General features: G+C 72.3%; 12 protein-coding genes. 1 reads left to right on the top strand and 11 read right to left on the bottom strand.

Annotation, left to right across the window (positions count from 1 at the left end):
• Positions 1–90: 90 nt before the first annotated feature.
• The 6 genes from FSY66_RS10045 to FSY66_RS13130 form a co-directional block, all read right to left on the bottom strand.
• On the bottom strand, positions 91–981 hold the full coding sequence (locus FSY66_RS10045; RefSeq protein WP_144794496.1) for a shikimate dehydrogenase: 891 nt from the start codon (positions 979–981) through the stop codon (positions 91–93).
• Positions 978–2,189, bottom strand: a complete 1,212-nt coding sequence (gene mltG, locus FSY66_RS10040) for an endolytic transglycosylase MltG (protein WP_144794494.1) — start codon at positions 2,187–2,189, stop codon at positions 978–980. Before mltG ends, FSY66_RS10045 begins: the two co-directional genes overlap by 4 nt.
• A complete protein-coding gene (ruvX, locus tag FSY66_RS10035) occupies positions 2,186–2,794 on the bottom strand; it encodes a Holliday junction resolvase RuvX (RefSeq protein WP_144794492.1) in 609 nt (202 codons plus the stop codon). Before ruvX ends, mltG begins: the two co-directional genes overlap by 4 nt.
• 4 nt (positions 2,795–2,798) lie before the next feature.
• The gene (gene alaS, locus FSY66_RS10030) at positions 2,799–5,486 is read right to left on the bottom strand and encodes an alanine--tRNA ligase (protein WP_144794490.1); all 2,688 of its coding nucleotides are present in this window, start codon (positions 5,484–5,486) and stop codon (positions 2,799–2,801) included.
• Positions 5,487–5,565: 79 nt separating this feature from the next.
• Positions 5,566–6,030, bottom strand: coding sequence for a hypothetical protein (locus tag FSY66_RS10025; RefSeq protein WP_144794488.1), 465 nt, complete (start codon positions 6,028–6,030; stop codon positions 5,566–5,568).
• Positions 6,027–6,707, bottom strand: coding sequence for a DUF948 domain-containing protein (locus FSY66_RS13130; RefSeq protein ID WP_144794484.1), 681 nt, complete (start codon positions 6,705–6,707; stop codon positions 6,027–6,029). The genes FSY66_RS10025 and FSY66_RS13130 overlap by 4 nt, the downstream gene beginning before the upstream one ends.
• Before the next feature lie 300 nt (positions 6,708–7,007).
• Here FSY66_RS13130 and FSY66_RS10015 point away from each other — a divergent pair, with 300 nt between their 5' ends.
• Positions 7,008–8,813 carry a S8 family peptidase gene (locus FSY66_RS10015; protein WP_144794482.1) on the top strand — a complete coding sequence of 602 codons (1,806 nt, stop codon included), beginning with the start codon at positions 7,008–7,010 and terminating at the stop codon, positions 8,811–8,813.
• A 157-nt stretch (positions 8,814–8,970) separates the two neighbouring features.
• Here the strand turns inward: FSY66_RS10015 and rpsD are convergent, their stop codons facing one another.
• The 5 genes from rpsD to FSY66_RS09990 all read right to left on the bottom strand — a co-directional run bounded on the left by rpsD (position 8,971) and on the right by FSY66_RS09990 (position 16,093).
• Positions 8,971–9,606 carry a 30S ribosomal protein S4 gene (rpsD, locus tag FSY66_RS10010; protein ID WP_144794480.1) on the bottom strand — a complete coding sequence of 212 codons (636 nt, stop codon included), beginning with the start codon at positions 9,604–9,606 and terminating at the stop codon, positions 8,971–8,973.
• 293 nt (positions 9,607–9,899) lie between these two features.
• On the bottom strand, positions 9,900–11,711 hold the full coding sequence (gene glpK / locus FSY66_RS10005) for a glycerol kinase GlpK (RefSeq protein WP_260853635.1): 1,812 nt from the start codon (positions 11,709–11,711) through the stop codon (positions 9,900–9,902).
• A gap of 96 nt (positions 11,712–11,807) precedes the next feature.
• A complete protein-coding gene (locus FSY66_RS10000) occupies positions 11,808–12,566 on the bottom strand; it encodes an MIP/aquaporin family protein (RefSeq protein ID WP_144794605.1) in 759 nt (252 codons plus the stop codon).
• A gap of 24 nt (positions 12,567–12,590) precedes the next feature.
• Positions 12,591–14,447: a glycerol-3-phosphate dehydrogenase/oxidase gene (locus tag FSY66_RS09995; protein ID WP_144794478.1), complete on the bottom strand. Its 1,857-nt coding sequence runs from the start codon at positions 14,445–14,447 to the stop codon at positions 12,591–12,593.
• Positions 14,448–14,557: 110 nt separating this feature from the next.
• Positions 14,558–16,093, bottom strand: a complete 1,536-nt coding sequence (locus tag FSY66_RS09990) for a replication-associated recombination protein A (protein WP_260853633.1) — start codon at positions 16,091–16,093, stop codon at positions 14,558–14,560.
• Positions 16,094–16,165: the final 72 nt, after the last annotated feature.

The following is a 16,165-nucleotide window of genomic DNA, read 5'->3' as shown; positions in this document are numbered from 1 at the left end:
CCTCTCGTCGTGTCGTCCTCCCGGCGTCGCGCGCCGGTGCGTCTGTCGTGCGGTCCGGTCCCGGCCGCTCCCGGCACGGCGACGGCCGCCTCAGTCGAGGCGGCGAGCCGCGGCGGCCAGCTCGGGCCGCCCGGCGGCCGCGCACAGGGCCTCGATCACGGCGGGCTGATCCGGCAGCAGCTGCCCGATCTGCCTGCCGGTGAACAGCCGGATCTGGTCCAGGGCCTGCAGCACGAGCATATCCAGCCCGGGGACCACCGCTCCCCCGCCGGCCGTCCAGGCGCGTGCGAGGGCCGAGGGCCACGGATCGTAGGCGGCGTCCAGCAGCGTCCCGCCGGTGCGGCGCCCGCGCACCGCGGCGAGGGCCGCCGCGAGCTCGTCGGCGCCGTTGGGCGGCAGCGTGCAGACCACCAGGTCATAGCCGGCCAGGTGCTCGGCGGCCTCGTCCCAGGGCCGGATCCGCAGCTCGAGCCCGAGCCGATCCGCGGCGTCGATCGCGCGCTGCGCCCGGGACGCGGAACGCACCCACAGATCCGCCCGGGGCGCGCCGAGCTGCTGCAGGGCCGCCAGCGCGGCCGTGGCGGTCCCGCCGCCGCCGAGGACGGCTGCGCGAGGGGCCGGGGGGCACGGCCCCGCCGCGCGCAGGGCCGCCGCGATCCCCGAGACGTCCGAGTTGTGGCCCAGCACGGCCCCGTCGGGGCCCGGGACCAGGGTGTTCACCGTGCCGACGGCGCGGGCGACGTCCGTGAGCTCGTCGGCCAGCTCGGCCGCCTCCGACTTCAGCGGCATGGTGACCGACAGGCCCCGCCACTGCGGGTCCTGCCGCAGGAGGGCGACCTCCCCGGTCAGCTCGCCCTCCTCGAGGTCGAGGGTGCGGTAGTCGATCCGCTCGCCCAGGACCTCGTACGCGGCGGCGTGCAGCCGCGGCGAGAGCGAATGCCCGATCGGATGCCCCGCCACTGCGGCGTGGGCCCCGGTCACTGGCACTTGCCCTCGTTCTCCGAGCACCACTGCTGGTACTCGTCGACGTTGGCCGCGTGCTCCTCGAGCGTGGCCGCGAACTTGGTCTCCCCGGTGTCCAGGTTGACCGTGACCCAGTAGTAGTAGTCGTTCTCGGCCGGGTTGGCCGCCGCGTCGATGGCCTCCGTGCTCGGGGAGCCGATCGGGCCGGCCGGCAGGCCGGGGTTGGCGTACGTGTTGTACTCGTTCGACTCGTCGTCCTTCTCCTCCTCGGAGATGTGGACGGTCGTCTCCCCCAGGCCGTAGGCCACCGAGGCGTCGGACTGGATCAGCCCGTTGGTGCCCTCGTCCGGGTTGTCCAGGCGGTTGTAGATCGCGCCGGCGACGTCGTCGTAGATGTCCGGGACGCCCTCGAACTCGACGATCGAGGCGACCGTGAGGATCTCGAACTCGTCCTCCTCGGCCACACCGGCCTCCTGCAGCGCGGAGTCGGTCGAGTCCACCATCTCCTGGAGGATCTCCTCCGGGGTGGCGTCCAGCGGGAAGCGGTACTCGCCCGGATGCAGGTAGCCCTCGATCGTCGGGAACTCGTCGGAGATGCCGTACTGCGAGGGGTCCTCGGCGGCGGACTCGAAGTCCTCGACCGAGTGGCCGGTGGCATCGGCGAGGATCTGGAAGGTCTCGTCCATGCGGATCGTGCGGGGCACGGCCGCGTAGTCGGTCTCCTCCTCGTCCTGCATGAGCAGCTCGACGGCGTGCTCGGAGCTCATCTGGCGGTTGAGCTGGTACTCCCCCGGCTGCACGTAGTTGCCCGCGTGGTCCTCGTTGAAGACCGTCATGAACCGCTCGCCGTTGGCGATGATGTCCTCCTCCTGCAGAGCGGCGGCGACCTGGTCGACGGTCGCGCCCTCCTCCACGGTGAAGGTCACCGGCTCGTCGCCCTCGCCGCGGTAGTCCTTGCGCTCGAACCAGCCGAAGGTCGAGCCCAGGGCGGTGACGGTGAGGATGACGGCCACGAGGAACAGGCCGATGGCGCCCAGCAGCGAGAGGTTGTGCTTGTGCTGGAGGCGGCGCAGCTGGCTCGGCGAGCGGTTCTCCGCCTCGAAGGCCCCGGCGATCTCCTGCGGATCGCGCCGCTGGGACTCGCCGCCGGCGGGCGCGATCAGGCTCTCCGAGCCGGTGCTGCGGTCTCCGGTGTGCGCGTCTGGGCGCGGGTCCTGGTCGCTCACGACAGGTCTCCCTCCGAGTGGGCGCCGGTCTCCGAGGAGGCCGCCGGGGTCGGGTGGTCTGCGGAGCCGGCCTCGGCTCCGTCGATGGGGGGAACCTCCACTCCGGCCGGCCCGCCGGAACGATGGATCATGCTCAGGGCGGCCTCGAGGATGGTGACCGCGGCCTGGCGGTCGATCTTGTCCCGGTGCTCGCGCCGCGAGACGCCGGCCTCGAGCAGGCTCCGGTGGGACTCCGACGAGGTCCATCTCTCGTCGATCATCCGCACGGGCACGGACCACCCCTTGGCCGCCAGGCGCCGCTGCAGGCCCTGGGCCCACGATACGGCAGACCGGGTCGAGTCCGTGGTGCGCCCCGACAGGGCCAGCGGCAGGCCGACGACGACCTCGACCACCTCGTGCTCGTGGACCAGGTTGGCCGCGAGCTTGATGTCGAAGCCCTTGCGGGGGTCCCGCTCCAGGGTGGTCAGCGGCGAGGCCAGGATCCCCTCGGGATCGCTCAGGGCCACTCCGACGCGCACGGCGCCGACGTCGACGCCGAGCCGGCGGCCGCGCCGCACCGCGCCGGGCGCCTGTGCACCGGCCGTCTGCGCTTCTCGGGCGTGCAAGGCCTCAGGCCCCCGCCGCGGCGCTCAGCTCGGACACGACGGCCTCGAGCGCAGCACCCGTCCTGGCCGGGTCCTGCCCGCCGCCCTGGGCCAGGTCGTCCTTGCCTCCCCCGCCGCCGCCGAGCACGCCGGCGGCGACGCGCACGAGGGCGCCGGCCTTGGCCCCCGCGGCGCGACCGGCCTCGGTCGTGGCCACGAGCACGAGCGGGCGTCCGCCGGACACGCCGGTCACGGCCACGACGGCTGCGCGATCGCTCATGCGGCCGCGCAGGTCGAGGGCCAGGGAGCGCAGGTCGTCGGCGCCGGAGACCTCGCCCATGTCATGGGCCAGCACCGACAGCTCGCCGATCTGCCGGGTCCGCTCGAGCAGCGAGCCGGCCTGGGCCTGCAGCTTCTCGCGCCGCAGGTCGCCCAGCTCCTTCTCGGTCTCCTTGAGCCGGTCCAGGGTCGACTGGAGCCGCTCGGGCAGCTCGGCGGAGGACTGCACCTTGAGCATGTCGGTCAGCTGGCTCACGAGGGTGCGCTCGGCGGCCAGGTGGTGGAACGAGTCCAGCCCGACGAGGGCCTCGACGCGGCGGTTGCCGGAGCCGACGGAGCCCTCGGAGATCAGCGACAGCGACCCGATCTGCGCCGTGTCGTCGACGTGGGTGCCGCCGCACAGCTCGCGGGACCACTCGCCGTTCATCTCGACCACGCGCACGACGTCGCCGTACTTCTCGCCGAACAGGCTCATGGCGCCCAGGGCGCGGGCCTCGTCCAGCGGCATCTCGCGGGTCAGGACCTCGTGGTCGTCGTGGATGACGGAGTTCGCCAGCCCCTCGACCTCCTGCTTCTGCCCCTGCGTCAGGCCCTCGCCCCAGCTGAAGTCGAAGCGCAGGTAGCCCTCCTTGTTGAACGAGCCGCGCTGGACGGCCTCCGGGCTGAGCACCTCGTGCAGGGCCGCGTGGACGATGTGGGTGGCCGAGTGCGCCATCTCGCCGTCGCGGCGCCGGCGGACGTCGATCGCGGCGGTGACCTCCGAGCCTGCGGCGGCCTCTCCGGAGACGACCGTCGCGCGGTGCACCGACAGCCCCTTGACCGGCTGCTGGACGTCCGAGACGCGCAGGACGAAGCCGTCGCCGGCGATCGTGCCCGTGTCGGCGGCCTGGCCGCCGGACTCGGCGTAGAACGGGGTCGAATCGAGCACGACCTCGATCTCCTGCCCCTCCGAGACGGCCGGCACGGTCTGGCCGTCGACCAGCAGCGCCCGGATCGCGGTGGCGGTCGAGGCCTCGTCGTAGCCGGTGAAGATCGAGCTGCGCTGCTCCTGCAGGGCGCGCAGCACCGACAGGTCCTCGAAGCCGCCCTTCTTCGCCTTGGCATCGGCGCGAGCGCGCTGGCGCTGCTCCTCCATGAGCGAGCGGAAGGCGGTCTCGTCGACCGCGACCCCCGCCTCGGCGGCCATCTCGAGCGTCAGGTCGATCGGGAAGCCGTAGGTGTCGTGCAGCGCGAACGCGTCCGCGCCGCCGACCGCCCCGCCCTGGGAGCGGGCGGTCGAGACGGCCAGCTCCAGGCGGGCCGTGCCCGACTCGATGGTCTTCAGGAACGCCTTCTCCTCGTTGTAGGCGATGCGGGAGATGCGCTCGAACTCGTCCTTGACGTTCGGGTAGACCCGGCCCATGACCTCCGAGGAGGCGGGCAGCAGGGTCGGCAGGCAGGGCTCGGTGACGCCGAGCAGGCGCATGGCGCGGATCGCCCGGCGCAGGAGCCGGCGCAGGATGTAGCCGCGGCCCTCGTTGCCCGGGACCACGCCGTCGCCGATCAGCATGAGCGAGGAGCGGATGTGATCGGCGACCACGCGCATCCGCACGTCGTCGTCGTAGCCGTCGTCGCCGGGGTTCTCGGAGCCGTGGTACGTGCGCCCGGAGAGCCGCTGCGCGGCGTCCAGGACCGGACGGACCTGATCGGTCTCGTAGAAGTTCTCGACCCCCTGCAGGAGCATGGCCATGCGCTCGACGCCCATGCCGGTGTCGATGTTCTGCTGCGGCAGATCGCCCAGGATCTCGTAGTCCTTGCCGCTGCCCTCGCCGCGCTGGTACTGCATGAACACGAGATTCCAGATCTCGATGTAGCGGTCGTCGTCGGCGGCCGGGCCGCCCTCCTTGCCGTAGCGAGGGCCGCGGTCGTAGAAGATCTCCGAGTCGGGGCCGGCCGGGCCGGGCTGGCCCGTGTCCCAGTAGTTCTCCTCCTTGGGCATGCGCTGGATGCGCTCGTCCGGCACGCCCACGGTCTTCGACCAGAGCTCGTAGGACTCCTCGTCGTGCTCGTAGATCGTGATCCACAGCCGCTGCGGATCCAGGCCGAAGCCGCCGTCCTCGACGGAGCTGGTCAGCAGCTCCCACGCGAACGGGATGGCCTGCTCCTTGAAGTAGTCGCCGAAGGAGAAGTTGCCGGCCATCTGGAAGAAGGTGCCGTGGCGGGCGGTCTTGCCGACCTCGTCGATGTCCAGGGTGCGGATGCACTTCTGGACCGAGGTCGCGCGGTCGTACGGCGCCTGCTCCTGCCCCAGGAAGTACGGGATGAACGGGACCATTCCCGCGATGGTGAACATCGAGCCGGGCTGGGCGGAGACCAGGGAGGCCGAGGGGACGACCGTGTGGCCCTTCTTCTCGAAGAAGCTCAGCCAGCGCTCGGTGATCTCGTGGGTCAGCATGTGTACCTCGTGGTCCTGTGTGGTTCGGTTCGGTCTCGGCTGCCGCCCGGGTCTGCCGGGCGGGTGGGCTGCCCCGGGGTCAGCGCCCGGGGCCGTCCGAGCCGTCGACGGCGGCGCGCGGCCGCTCGTCGTGGTCGATGACGGTGGGCTCCGCGGCCAGGTCCTGGCCGGGCAGCCCGGTGCCGTGCCCCTCGAGGCCGGGCGCCTCGGCGTGGGGCGGCTCGGCCCCGGAGCGCGATGCGACCCCGGCCGGACCCGGCCGCCGCCCGGCACCCGCGGGCCGGCTCAGCTGCCCTCGCAGCTCGGCCTCGGCCTGGTCCATGCCCGAGCGGATGTCCTGGGCGATGCGCAGCACGCGGCTGCCCAGGCGGTTCTCCCGGACCGGCTGATCGTCGCCGCCGGGGGCGGGCTCGATCGCGGCGCGGCTGCGACGGACGGCCTGGCCGAGCGCGCGGCGGCCCTCGTCGCCTCCGGCGGCGCGGCCCGCGGCCGCACCGACCGCGGCGCCCGCGGCAAGCACGGCGATCCTGCTCAAGGCGCTCATGCTCCGCGCCCCTCGGCCGGATCGGCGGCATCCGTCGCCGGGCCGCCGGGCTCGGTGTCCCATTCGGTGCCCTTCCACCACGGGCCGTCCGAGCCGTCGTCGGAGGGCTCGCTCCTCGTCTGCGCGGCGGCCGAGGATCCCTCGGCGGCCGTGCGCTTCGGCGGGTCCTGCCGCTCCGGGGAAGCGCTCGGGGCCGGCGCCTGCTCCGCGGCCGGCACATCGCCGTCGAGGCGGCTGTCGCCCGGCGCCTCCTCGGGAGCCCCGGCCGACGATGCCGCAGCCCGCTCCTCGGCCTCGCGGGCGCGCCGGCGCTCCTCGCGGCGGGCCCGGACGGCGTCGCCGCTGAAGGCCCGTCGCACGCCCGAGGAGAAGGCCGCGGTCTTGATGATCGGCTGGCCGACCGTCGAGGCCACGAGCGAGGTCATGGCCGACATGTTGGCCGACGCGTCCGAGACGCTGTCCGTGATGACGTCGACCTTCTCGAGCTGCGTGTTGGTCGTGGCGACGGTGCGCGTGACCTCCTCGAGCAGGGGCTCGGTCTCGTCGTTCAGATCGCGGATCAGCACCCGCAGCTCGTCGAAGACCCGCCCCAGCTTCAGCAAGGGGACCGCCATCAGCGCGACGAGCACTGCGAACACGCCGGCTGCGATCAGCCCGGCGACATCTCCTCCGGTCATGTGCTTCGGGTGCTCCTTGCTCGGCGGCGGCAGCGATCGGGAGAACCTGCCCTGACCCCGCAGCCCGCGTCGACGGGCAGGGTCGGCGATGGGCGTGCAGTGCGGGGTCAACTGTAACAACAAGGTCACGAACTGCGCGGTCCGCTGTGATGCGGACTTCGTGCCGTCCGCTCGCCTCCCCCGCGGCGGCGGTTCCGTCCGGAGGCCGTCCCCGTGCCTCTGACCAGCGAGGACGACGCTGTACTGTGATCTGCACCACATCAATGCATCGGTGTGTCCACTCTCGATCCAGGGGGATCCATGCACTCCACATCAGCTGCGCCCGCGCCGTCGTCCCGTCGGGGCGGGACGACGTCCTCCGGGCGCCCTGCCCGCCGCCCCAGCAGACTCGCGGCCCTGGCCGTGACCTCGGCGCTGGCCATCACCTCCGCGGGCGGCCTCGACCCGGCCCTCGCCCAGCCGGCGGACGACGAGCATCAGCAGCGCCGGCTCGTCCTCTCGGCGGAGGGCGCCGGCGCGGATCAGGCCGCCGCCGCGATCGAGGCGGCCGGCGGCGAGATCGCCGAGCGCAACGACGCGATCGGCCTGTTCACCGTGACCGGGCCCACCGATCTCGATCAGCGGCTCGACGCATCGCCCGCGATCGCCGGGACGATGGACGACCGGGTCATCGGCCGCACGCCGGACGCCCAGGCGCAGGAGCACCGCAAGGATACGGAGGACGTCGAGCGCGCCCGCGCGGACCGCCCTGCCGCGAAGGCGGCGCCGAGCAATGAGCGCGTCCCGCCGGGGCAGGCGAAGAAGCGCCGGGCTCCCGCGGCGGCCGACGACCCGCTGCGGGATCGGCAGTGGAACCTCGACATGATCGACGCCGACGAGGCCCATCGCACGCAGACCGGCGAGGGAGTGCGCGTGGGCGTCATGGACACCGGCGTGGACGGCACCCACCCCGATATCGCGCCGAATCTGAACGCGGGGCTCTCCCGGAACTTCACGACCGACATCCCGGAGATCGACGGGGCGTGCGAGGAGGAGCCCGACCGCTCGTGCGAGGACGGCGACACGGTCGACGAGGGCGGCCACGGCACGCACGTGGCCAGCACGATCGCCTCCCCCGTCAACGGCCTCGGGATCGAGGGTGTGGCCCCGGAGGCCGAGATCGTGAACCTGCGCGTGGGCCAGGACAGCGGCTACTTCTTCCTGGCGCCTACGCTCGAGGCCCTGACCTACGCCCCCACGGCGGGCATCGACGTGGTCAACATGAGCTACTACCTGGATCCGTGGGCCTTCAACTGCGCGGACAACCCGGCCGACAGCCCGGAGGAGCAGGCCGAGCAGCGGCTCACGATCGAGGCCGCCAACCGGGCCCTGGGCTACGCGCAGGACCGCGGGGTCACCCTCATCGCGGCCATGGGCAACTCCAACATGGATCTCGGGGACCCGCGGCTCGACACCTCGAGCCCCGACTTCCCCGAGGGCCGGGCCCGCGATCGCGTGGTCGACAACTCCTGCCTGGACATGCCGACCGAGGGCGACGGTGTGCTGAGCATCTCGTCCGTCGGCCCCTCGGGCCTCAAGGCGGACTACTCGAACTACGGCACCGAGCAGACCGCCGTGGCCGCCCCCGGCGGCTACTTCCGCGACTTCGACGGCACGCGGCGCAGCCGTCAGCCGGGGAACATGATCCTGGCGGCGGTCCCGGCGGCCGTCGTGCGCGAGATGGGCATCCTGGACGAGGACGGCGAGTCCACCGATCCGTTCGTGGTCAGCGAGTGCGATGCGCAGGGGCAGTGCGCCTACTACGAGCACATGCAGGGCACCTCGATGGCGGCCCCGCATGCGACCGGGGTGGCCGCCCTGATCATCGGCAGCAAGGGACAGCCCGACCGCGCTCTCGGGGGCGTGCGGATGCAGCCGCACCGCGTCGAGCAGGTGCTCACGGTCTCGGCCCACGAGAAGGCGTGCGACGCGCCCGTCGTGAGCTATCCGGGCCGCGACGACTCCTACACCGCGCCGTGCGAGGGAACGCCGGAGTTCAACGGGTTCTACGGCCACGGCATCGTCAACGCCGCCAGCGCGGTGAGCCGCACGCCGCACAAGCACTGAGCGCAGCCGGCGGCGATGCAGGGCCCGCCGCCGGGACGGACCCCGGCGCCAGGAACGGCCCCGATGCGAAGAGGGCCCGCACCGTCCGACGACGGTGCGGGCCCCTCCTGCGGCCGGGTCGGCTCCGCGAGCGGAGCCGACCCGGCCGCGTCCTGGATCAGGACATGCGGGCGTAGTACTCGACCACGAGCTGCTCCTCGCAGGTCACGGGGACCTCGGAGCGCTCGGGCAGGCGGGTGTAGGTCGCCTGCAGCTTGTCGATCGCCACGTCCAGGTACGGCGGGGTGTCCGGCAGGACATCCTGGTGCGCACCGGTGGCGGCGACCTGGAACGGGGCCATCTTCTCCGAGCGCGAGTGCACGTGGATCATCTGGCCCGGCTTGACGATGTACGACGGGCGGTCGACGCGCTGCCCGTCGACCATGATGTGGCGGTGCACGACCAGCTGGCGAGCCTGGGACATGGTGCGGGCGAAGCCGGCACGCAGGACCAGGGCGTCCAGGCGCGACTCGAGCAGGCGGACCAGGTTCTCACCGGTCATGCCCTCGCGGCGCTTGGCCTCGACGTAGGCGCGGTGCATCTGCTTCTCGCGGATGTTGTACTGCGCGCGCAGACGCTGCTTCTCGAGCAGTCGGACCTTGTAGTCCGAGTCCTGCTTGCGACGGGCGCGCCCGTGCTCGCCGGGGCCGTACGGACGACGCTCGAAGTACTTCTCGGCCTTCGGGGTCAGCGCGATCCCGAGGGCGCGCGACTTGCGCACCTGACGGCGCGCGCGGTTGGCGTTGTTGGACACAGGGGTCCCCTTTCATGCGGGGCGCTCCGCGCGCAGAGCGCACATGTGCTCTGCGGGCGGACCGCGTTCTGTTCGGCTCGGCCTCCGTCACGGCATCTGTCCCGTGCGGAGAGCTGGGGATCAGCCGCAATCCCGCTCACGCTGCAGGTCACCTGCTCTGACTCCCGGGTCCGTGCGGTTGGGACACGTCCGAGGAGTCGGAGTCAGGGCCTTGCCGGCCGACGGGTGAGCCTATCAGCTCGGACGCCCGGCGTCAGGGACGTCCGAGCCGAGGCGCACCGGAGCCACGCGGATCACAGCACGTCGTCGTCCATCCAGCCCAGCGTGCGCTCGACGGCCTTGTCCCAGTTCCGGGCCAGTCGCTCGCGCTCCTTCTTCTTCATGGAGGGCTCCCAGCGCTTGTCCTCCTCCCAGGCGGCCGCGACGTCGTCGAGGCCGTCCCAGAAGCCGACCGTGATGCCCGCGGCGTAGGCCGCCCCCAGCGCCGTGGTCTCGATGTTCTTGGGCCGGATCACGGTGGTGTTCAGGATGTCCGCCTGGAACTGCATGAGCAGGTCGTTGGCGCTCATGCCCCCGTCGACGCGGATCTCCTTGACCGGCGCATCCGCATCCGTGTCCATGGTCAGGACCACCTCGCGGGACTGGAAGGCCGCAGCCTCGAGGGCGGCCCGGGCGATGTGCCCCTTGTCCACGTAGCGGGTCAGGCCCGCGATGACCCCGCGGGCATCGGGCCGCCAGTGCGGCGCGTAGAGACCGGAGAACGCCGGGACGATGTACGCCCCCCCGTTGTCCTCGACCGTCTGGGCGAGCTTCTCGGTCTCCTTCGCCGTCTTGATCAGCCCCAGGTTGTCGCGCAGCCACTGCACCAGGGAGCCCGTGACCGCGATCGAGCCCTCGAGCGCGTACACGGGGTCCTGGCCCTCGCACTGATAGGCGACCGTGGTGATCAGGCCGTTGTCCGAGCGGGTGAGCTCCGTGCCGGTGTTCATGAGCACGAAGTTGCCGGTCCCGTAGGTGTTCTTGATCATGCCGGGCTCGAAGACGGCCTGCCCGAACGTCGCCGCCTGCTGATCGCCCAGGATGCCCGCGATCGGCACGCCGTGCAGCAGGCCGCGGCGGCGGACCTCTCCGTAGACCTCCAGCGAGGAGCGGATCTCCGGGAGCATCTGACGGGGCACCCCGACCTTGCGGCACAGATCCTCGTTCCAGTCGAGGGTGTCGATGTTCATCAGCAGCGTGCGCGAGGCGTTGGTGACGTCGGTGATGTGCACCGAATCCGGCTTGCCCCCGGTCATGTTCCACACCAGCCAGGAGTCGATCGTCCCGGCCAGCAGCTCGCCCTTCTCGGCCCGCTTGCGCGCGCCCTTCACCTCATCGAGGATCCAGGCGATCTTGGGCCCGGCGAAGTAGCTGGCCAGCGGCAGGCCGGTCCGCTCGCGGAAGAGCTCCTCGCCGTGCTGGTCGGCGAGCTTCTCCACGGCCTTCTGGGTGCGGGTGTCCTGCCAGACAATCGCATTGTGGATCGGCTTGCCGGTCTCCTTCTCCCAGACCACGGTCGTCTCGCGCTGATTCGTGATGCCCACGCCGGCGATCTGGTCGGAGGAGATGTCCGCGTCGGCCAGCGCGTCCGCGACCACCTTGCGGACGTTGCGCCAGATCTCCTTGGCGTCGTGCTCGACCCAGCCGGCGCGCGGGAAGATCTGCCGGTGCTCGAGCTGGGCCGAGGCCACGGGGCCGCCCTTCTCGTCGTAGACGACCGCCCGCGTGCTCGTGGTCCCCTGGTCGATCGAGATCACGTGCGTCTTCTCCGGGCTGGAGCGCTTCGAGGACGCGGTGCCGCTCTTCGCCTTGCTCTTCGACGCGGCAGACGTCTTCGACTTGGCGGCCTTGGACGTCGTCTCGGCCTTCTTCTTCCGGCCCTTCGCCTTCGCCGAGACATCGGCCCGCTGGGGCGCCGGGCTCGTCCCCTTGGCGGCGGTCTTCGCGCCGCCGGACTTCCTGCCGGCCTCGGCCTTGGAATCCTCGGCCGTGGAATCCGAGGCCCGGCTCTTCTGCTCGGACCCGGAGCCGGCCTTGCCGGCGGGCTTCTTGCTGCTCTGGGACATCGTCGTCTCCTCGAGTCGGCTCCCGGCCGGGGGCCGGAGCGGGGTGGATGGGGCTGCGGACCCGGAGGCCGCGGTGGGATCGGCGGTGCGGCCCGATCAGGCCAGCATGCGGGTCAGCAGGCCGGCGAGCACGGCACCGAGCAGCGGCCCGGCGATCGGCACCCACGCGTACGCCCAGTCGGAGCCGCCCTTGCCCGGGATGGGCAGCACGGCGTGCGCGATGCGGGGACCGAGGTCGCGCGCGGGGTTGATGGCGTAGCCGGTCGGCCCGCCCAGGCCTGCGCCGATGCCGACCACCAGCAGGGCCACCGCCAGCGGGCCGAGGCCCGACGGGGTGTTGCCGAAGCTGAGGATCACGGCCACGAGCACGAAGGTCGCGATGACCTCGGTGACCATGTTCCACAGGGGCGAGCGGATCTCCGGCCCCGTCGAGAACGTCCCCAGGATCGCGTCCGGGTCGTCCGCGAGATCGTAGTGCTTCTTGTGCGCGAGCCACACCAGGACCGCACCCAGGAAGGCGCCCAGGACGGTCGCGACGAGGTACACGATCGTGGAGGCGGGGGTGATCGCCACGCCCGGGGCGTACTCGGCCTCCCCGGCGAAGAGCAGGCCCGTGGTGACCGCGGGATTCAGGTGGGCCCCCGAGGCCGCAGCCAGGTAGACGCCGGCGAAGACGCCCAGACCCCAGCCGAAGTTGATCAGCAGCCACCCGCCGTCGTGGCCCTTGGTCCGCGGCAGCAGCACGTTCGCCACCACGCCGCCGCCCAGGAGGATCAGCACCGCGGTGCCGAGGACCTCGGAGACGAGCACCTGCCCGAGGCCGACCTCGGCGGCCTCCTGGGCGGCGGGCAGCATCAGCTGCGTGGGAAGGTCCATGGCTCAGTCTCCCATCGGATCGGCCTCGCGGTCGCGAGCGCCCTGTCGTCCCTCCTGATGGACCGAGCGGACGCTCAGCCCCTCCACCACCGGCTCGGCGGCGTCGCGCGCCTGCTCGGCCGACTGCTCGTCCTCGGTGCGGGCGGCCGCGTCCTCCGCGGCGCTGCGGGACCGGTAGGCCTCGACCTCGCGATCGCGGCGCTGCCCGTCCCAGCCGAGCTCGGCGGCCGCCAGGTCCGCGATCTCGTCGACCGCGGCGTCGCCGTGGTTCGGCGCCGCGTAGGTCAGCCGGGTGCGCGTGTCGAGGAGGTCCTCGAGGTGCAGCGCGCCCTCCGCGCGGCACGCGTGCACGATCTCCGCGCGCAGGTGGACGGGAGCGCCCTCGAGCGGGCGGCCGAGCGAGGGGTCCTCCTCGATCAGCGCCAGGACGGTGTGCAGCTCCGAGCCGTAGCGGGCGATCAGGTCGCGCAGGCGCTGCTCGGTCCAGACCTCGGGATCCGGGGCGGCCTGGCGCAGCTCCTCGAGCAGCAGCGGGATCCGCGCCCGCAGCGCATGGACCCCGTCGGCGCCGAGCAGCATGGTCCGGTCGGTGATGGACGGCCGCCGGGCGGCCTCCTGCTCGCCGAGCGCCAGGTCCACGGCGTCCTGGGCCATGATGCGGTAGGTCGTCAGCTTGCCGCCCGCGATGGTCACGAGTCCCGGCACGGGCTCCATGACGGTGTGCTCGCGCGAGACCTTGGTGGACGCGGTCTCCTGGCCGTCGCGGGTCACGGGCTGCAGCAGCGGGCGCAGGCCGGCGTAGGTGCCGATGACGTCGTCGCGGGTCAGGGGGTCGTCGAGCACCTCGTTCGCGTGGGCGATGACGTAGTCGATGTCGGCCGCCGTGGCGGTCGGGGTGTCCAGCGAGTGCTCGTACGGAGTGTCCGTGGTCCCGATGATCCAGTGATGCGCCCACGGGATCACGAACAGCACGGACTTCTCCGTCTGCAGGATCAGGCCGACCTCGCCGCGGATGCGCTCGCGCGGCACGACGATGTGGACGCCCTTGGAGGCCAGCACCTTGAGCCCTGCATCGGAGGGGGCCAGCTCCTGGACGCCCTCGGTCCACACTCCCGCGGCCGAGATGACCGAGGAGGCGCGCACGGGGAACTCGCGGCCGGTCTCCTTGTCGCGCACCCGGGCGCCGACGACGTTGCTGCCGTCCTGGAACTCGTCCTCCTCGTGGAGCAGATCGACGACCTCGGTGCGGTTGGCGGCCAGGGCGCCGTTGCGGGCGGCCGTGCGCACGAGGGTGACGACCAGGCGGGCGTCGTCGACCTTGGCGTCCCAGTACTTGAAGGCGCCGACCGAGGCGTCCTCCCGGAAGTCGGGGAACTGCTCCAGGACCTCCTTGGTGCTCAGATGCTGGCGCTTGGGCAGCGAGGTCACCTTGGAGTTCAGGTGGGCCAGCGTGTCGTACAGGCCGATGCCCGTGCCCACGTAGGGCCGCTCCCATCCCTTCTGGAGCGGGTAGAGGAACGGGACGGGCTCCACGAGGTGGGGCGCCAGCGTGTAGAGCAGGCGCTCGCGCTCCCCCAGGGCCTCGGCCACGAGCTTGACGTCGAGCTGCTGGAGGTAGCGCAGGCCGCCGTGGACCAGCTTGGACGAGGAGCGCGAGGTGGCTCCGGCCCAGTCCTGCCCCTCCACGATGCCCACGCGCAGTCCGCGCGTGGCGGCATCCAGTGCGATGCCGGCGCCGGTGATGCCGCCGCCCACCACCAGGACGTCGAGCTGGGGGCCGTTCTCCATCTGCTCGAGCGCGCGGGCGCGCGACTCGGGGTTCAGTGCGGATCGATCAGTGGTGAAGCCGGTGTTGGCCATGGGTTGTTCCTCTCCTCCGATCACCCGGATGACGACGGGCCCGATGTCCGGTACCCGGCGTCCCGAGTGACGATAGTCATGGTTGGCGTTCGTGTCGCGAGAAACGCCGATCAGGGTCCCGCGCGGATGATCTCGCGCAGGCGCCGGGTGCGCTCCTTCAGATCCCGGTCGCGGCCGTAGTCGGTGGCGCGGTAGTAGTCGCGCCCGATCAGGTCGTCCGGCGGGTACTGCTGGGCCGCCACGGCGCTCGGCGCGTCGTGGGCGTACTGATAGCCGCGGCCGTGGCCCATGGCGGCGGCTCCCGGGTAGTGGGAGTCGCGCAGATGCTCGGGCACGGGCCCCGCCTTCCCGGCCCGGACGTCGGCGATGGCCTCGTCGATGGCCAGGTAGGCGGCATTGGACTTGGGCGCGGTGGCCAGCAGCACGGTCGCCTCGGCCAGCGGGAGGCGGCCCTCCGGCATGCCGATCAGCTGGACGGCCTGGGCCGCGGCGACCGCGCTCTGCAGCGCCGAGGGGTCCGCGGTTCCGATGTCCTCGGCCGCGGAGATGATCAGCCGTCGCGCGATGAAGCGAGGGTCCTCCCCCGCCTCGATCATCCGCGCGAGGTAGTGCAGGGAGGCGTCCACGTCCGAGCCGCGGATGGACTTGATGAACGCGGAGATGACGTCGTAGTGCTGATCCCCGTCGCGGTCGTAGCGCAGCGCGGCCCGGTCCATGGCCTCGGTCGTGTGCTCGACGGTCACCTCCGGGACCGCCTCCCCGGCGGCGGCATCCTCCGCGGGGCCGGGCCCGTCGTCGGTCTCGCGCCGGTCGGCGGCACCGGGATCGGCCCCCCGGGCCTCGGACAGCGCCACGGCTGCCGCGGCCTCCAGGCCCGTGAGCGCCTTGCGGGCGTCGCCGCCGCACAGCTCCAGCAGGTGCTCGCGGGCCCTGGGCTGCAGCGTGACGGCTCCATCCAGGCCCCGCGGATCGACGAGCGCGCGGTCGATCAGCTCGCCGATGTCGGCGCGCTCGAGCGGCCGCAGGGTCAGCAGCAGCGATCGCGAGAGCAGGGGCGAGATCACCGAGAACGACGGGTTCTCCGTGGTCGCCGCGACCAGCACGACCCAGCCGCGCTCGACGCCCGGCAGCAGCGCGTCCTGCTGGGCCTTGGTGAAGCGGTGGATCTCGTCGAGGAACAGGACGGTGGTGCGCCCGTGCAGATCCCGGTCCTTGAGCGCCTGGTCCATGACGCGGCGGACGTCCTTGACGCCTGCCGTGATGGCCGAGAGCTCGACGAACCTCCGGTGCGGTCCGCGCGCGATGACATGGGCGATCGTGGTCTTGCCGGTGCCCGGCGGCCCCCACAGCATGATCGAGCTGGGTCCTGCCGGGCCCCGGTCCTCCCCCGCGAGCACGCACAGCGGGGACCCGGGACGCAGCAGGTGCTTCTGGCCGACCACCTCGTCCAGGCTCCGCGGCCGCATCCGCACGGCCAGCGGCGAGGGCGCGCGCCGCGACGACGCCGTGCGATGCGGGGCCCGCGACGTCGTGCTCGTGCTCTGCTCGGGGGACCCGCCCGCGGCGGCGATCTCCCCGTCCGGGGCGGCGAGGTCGTCGCGATCCGGGTCGAGGTCGAACAGCGAGGTGTCGTGCTGACTGGTCACCCCTACAGACTAGGTGTTGTGGGTCATGAGGTTCTTGGCGCGGGTGCGTCGATGAGATGAGGAACGGGCTCC

The organism is Kocuria palustris (assembly GCF_007666205.1).
Taxonomy (GTDB): domain Bacteria; phylum Actinomycetota; class Actinomycetes; order Actinomycetales; family Micrococcaceae; genus Kocuria; species Kocuria palustris_A.
This window is presented reverse-complemented; position numbering and strand designations above follow the sequence as displayed.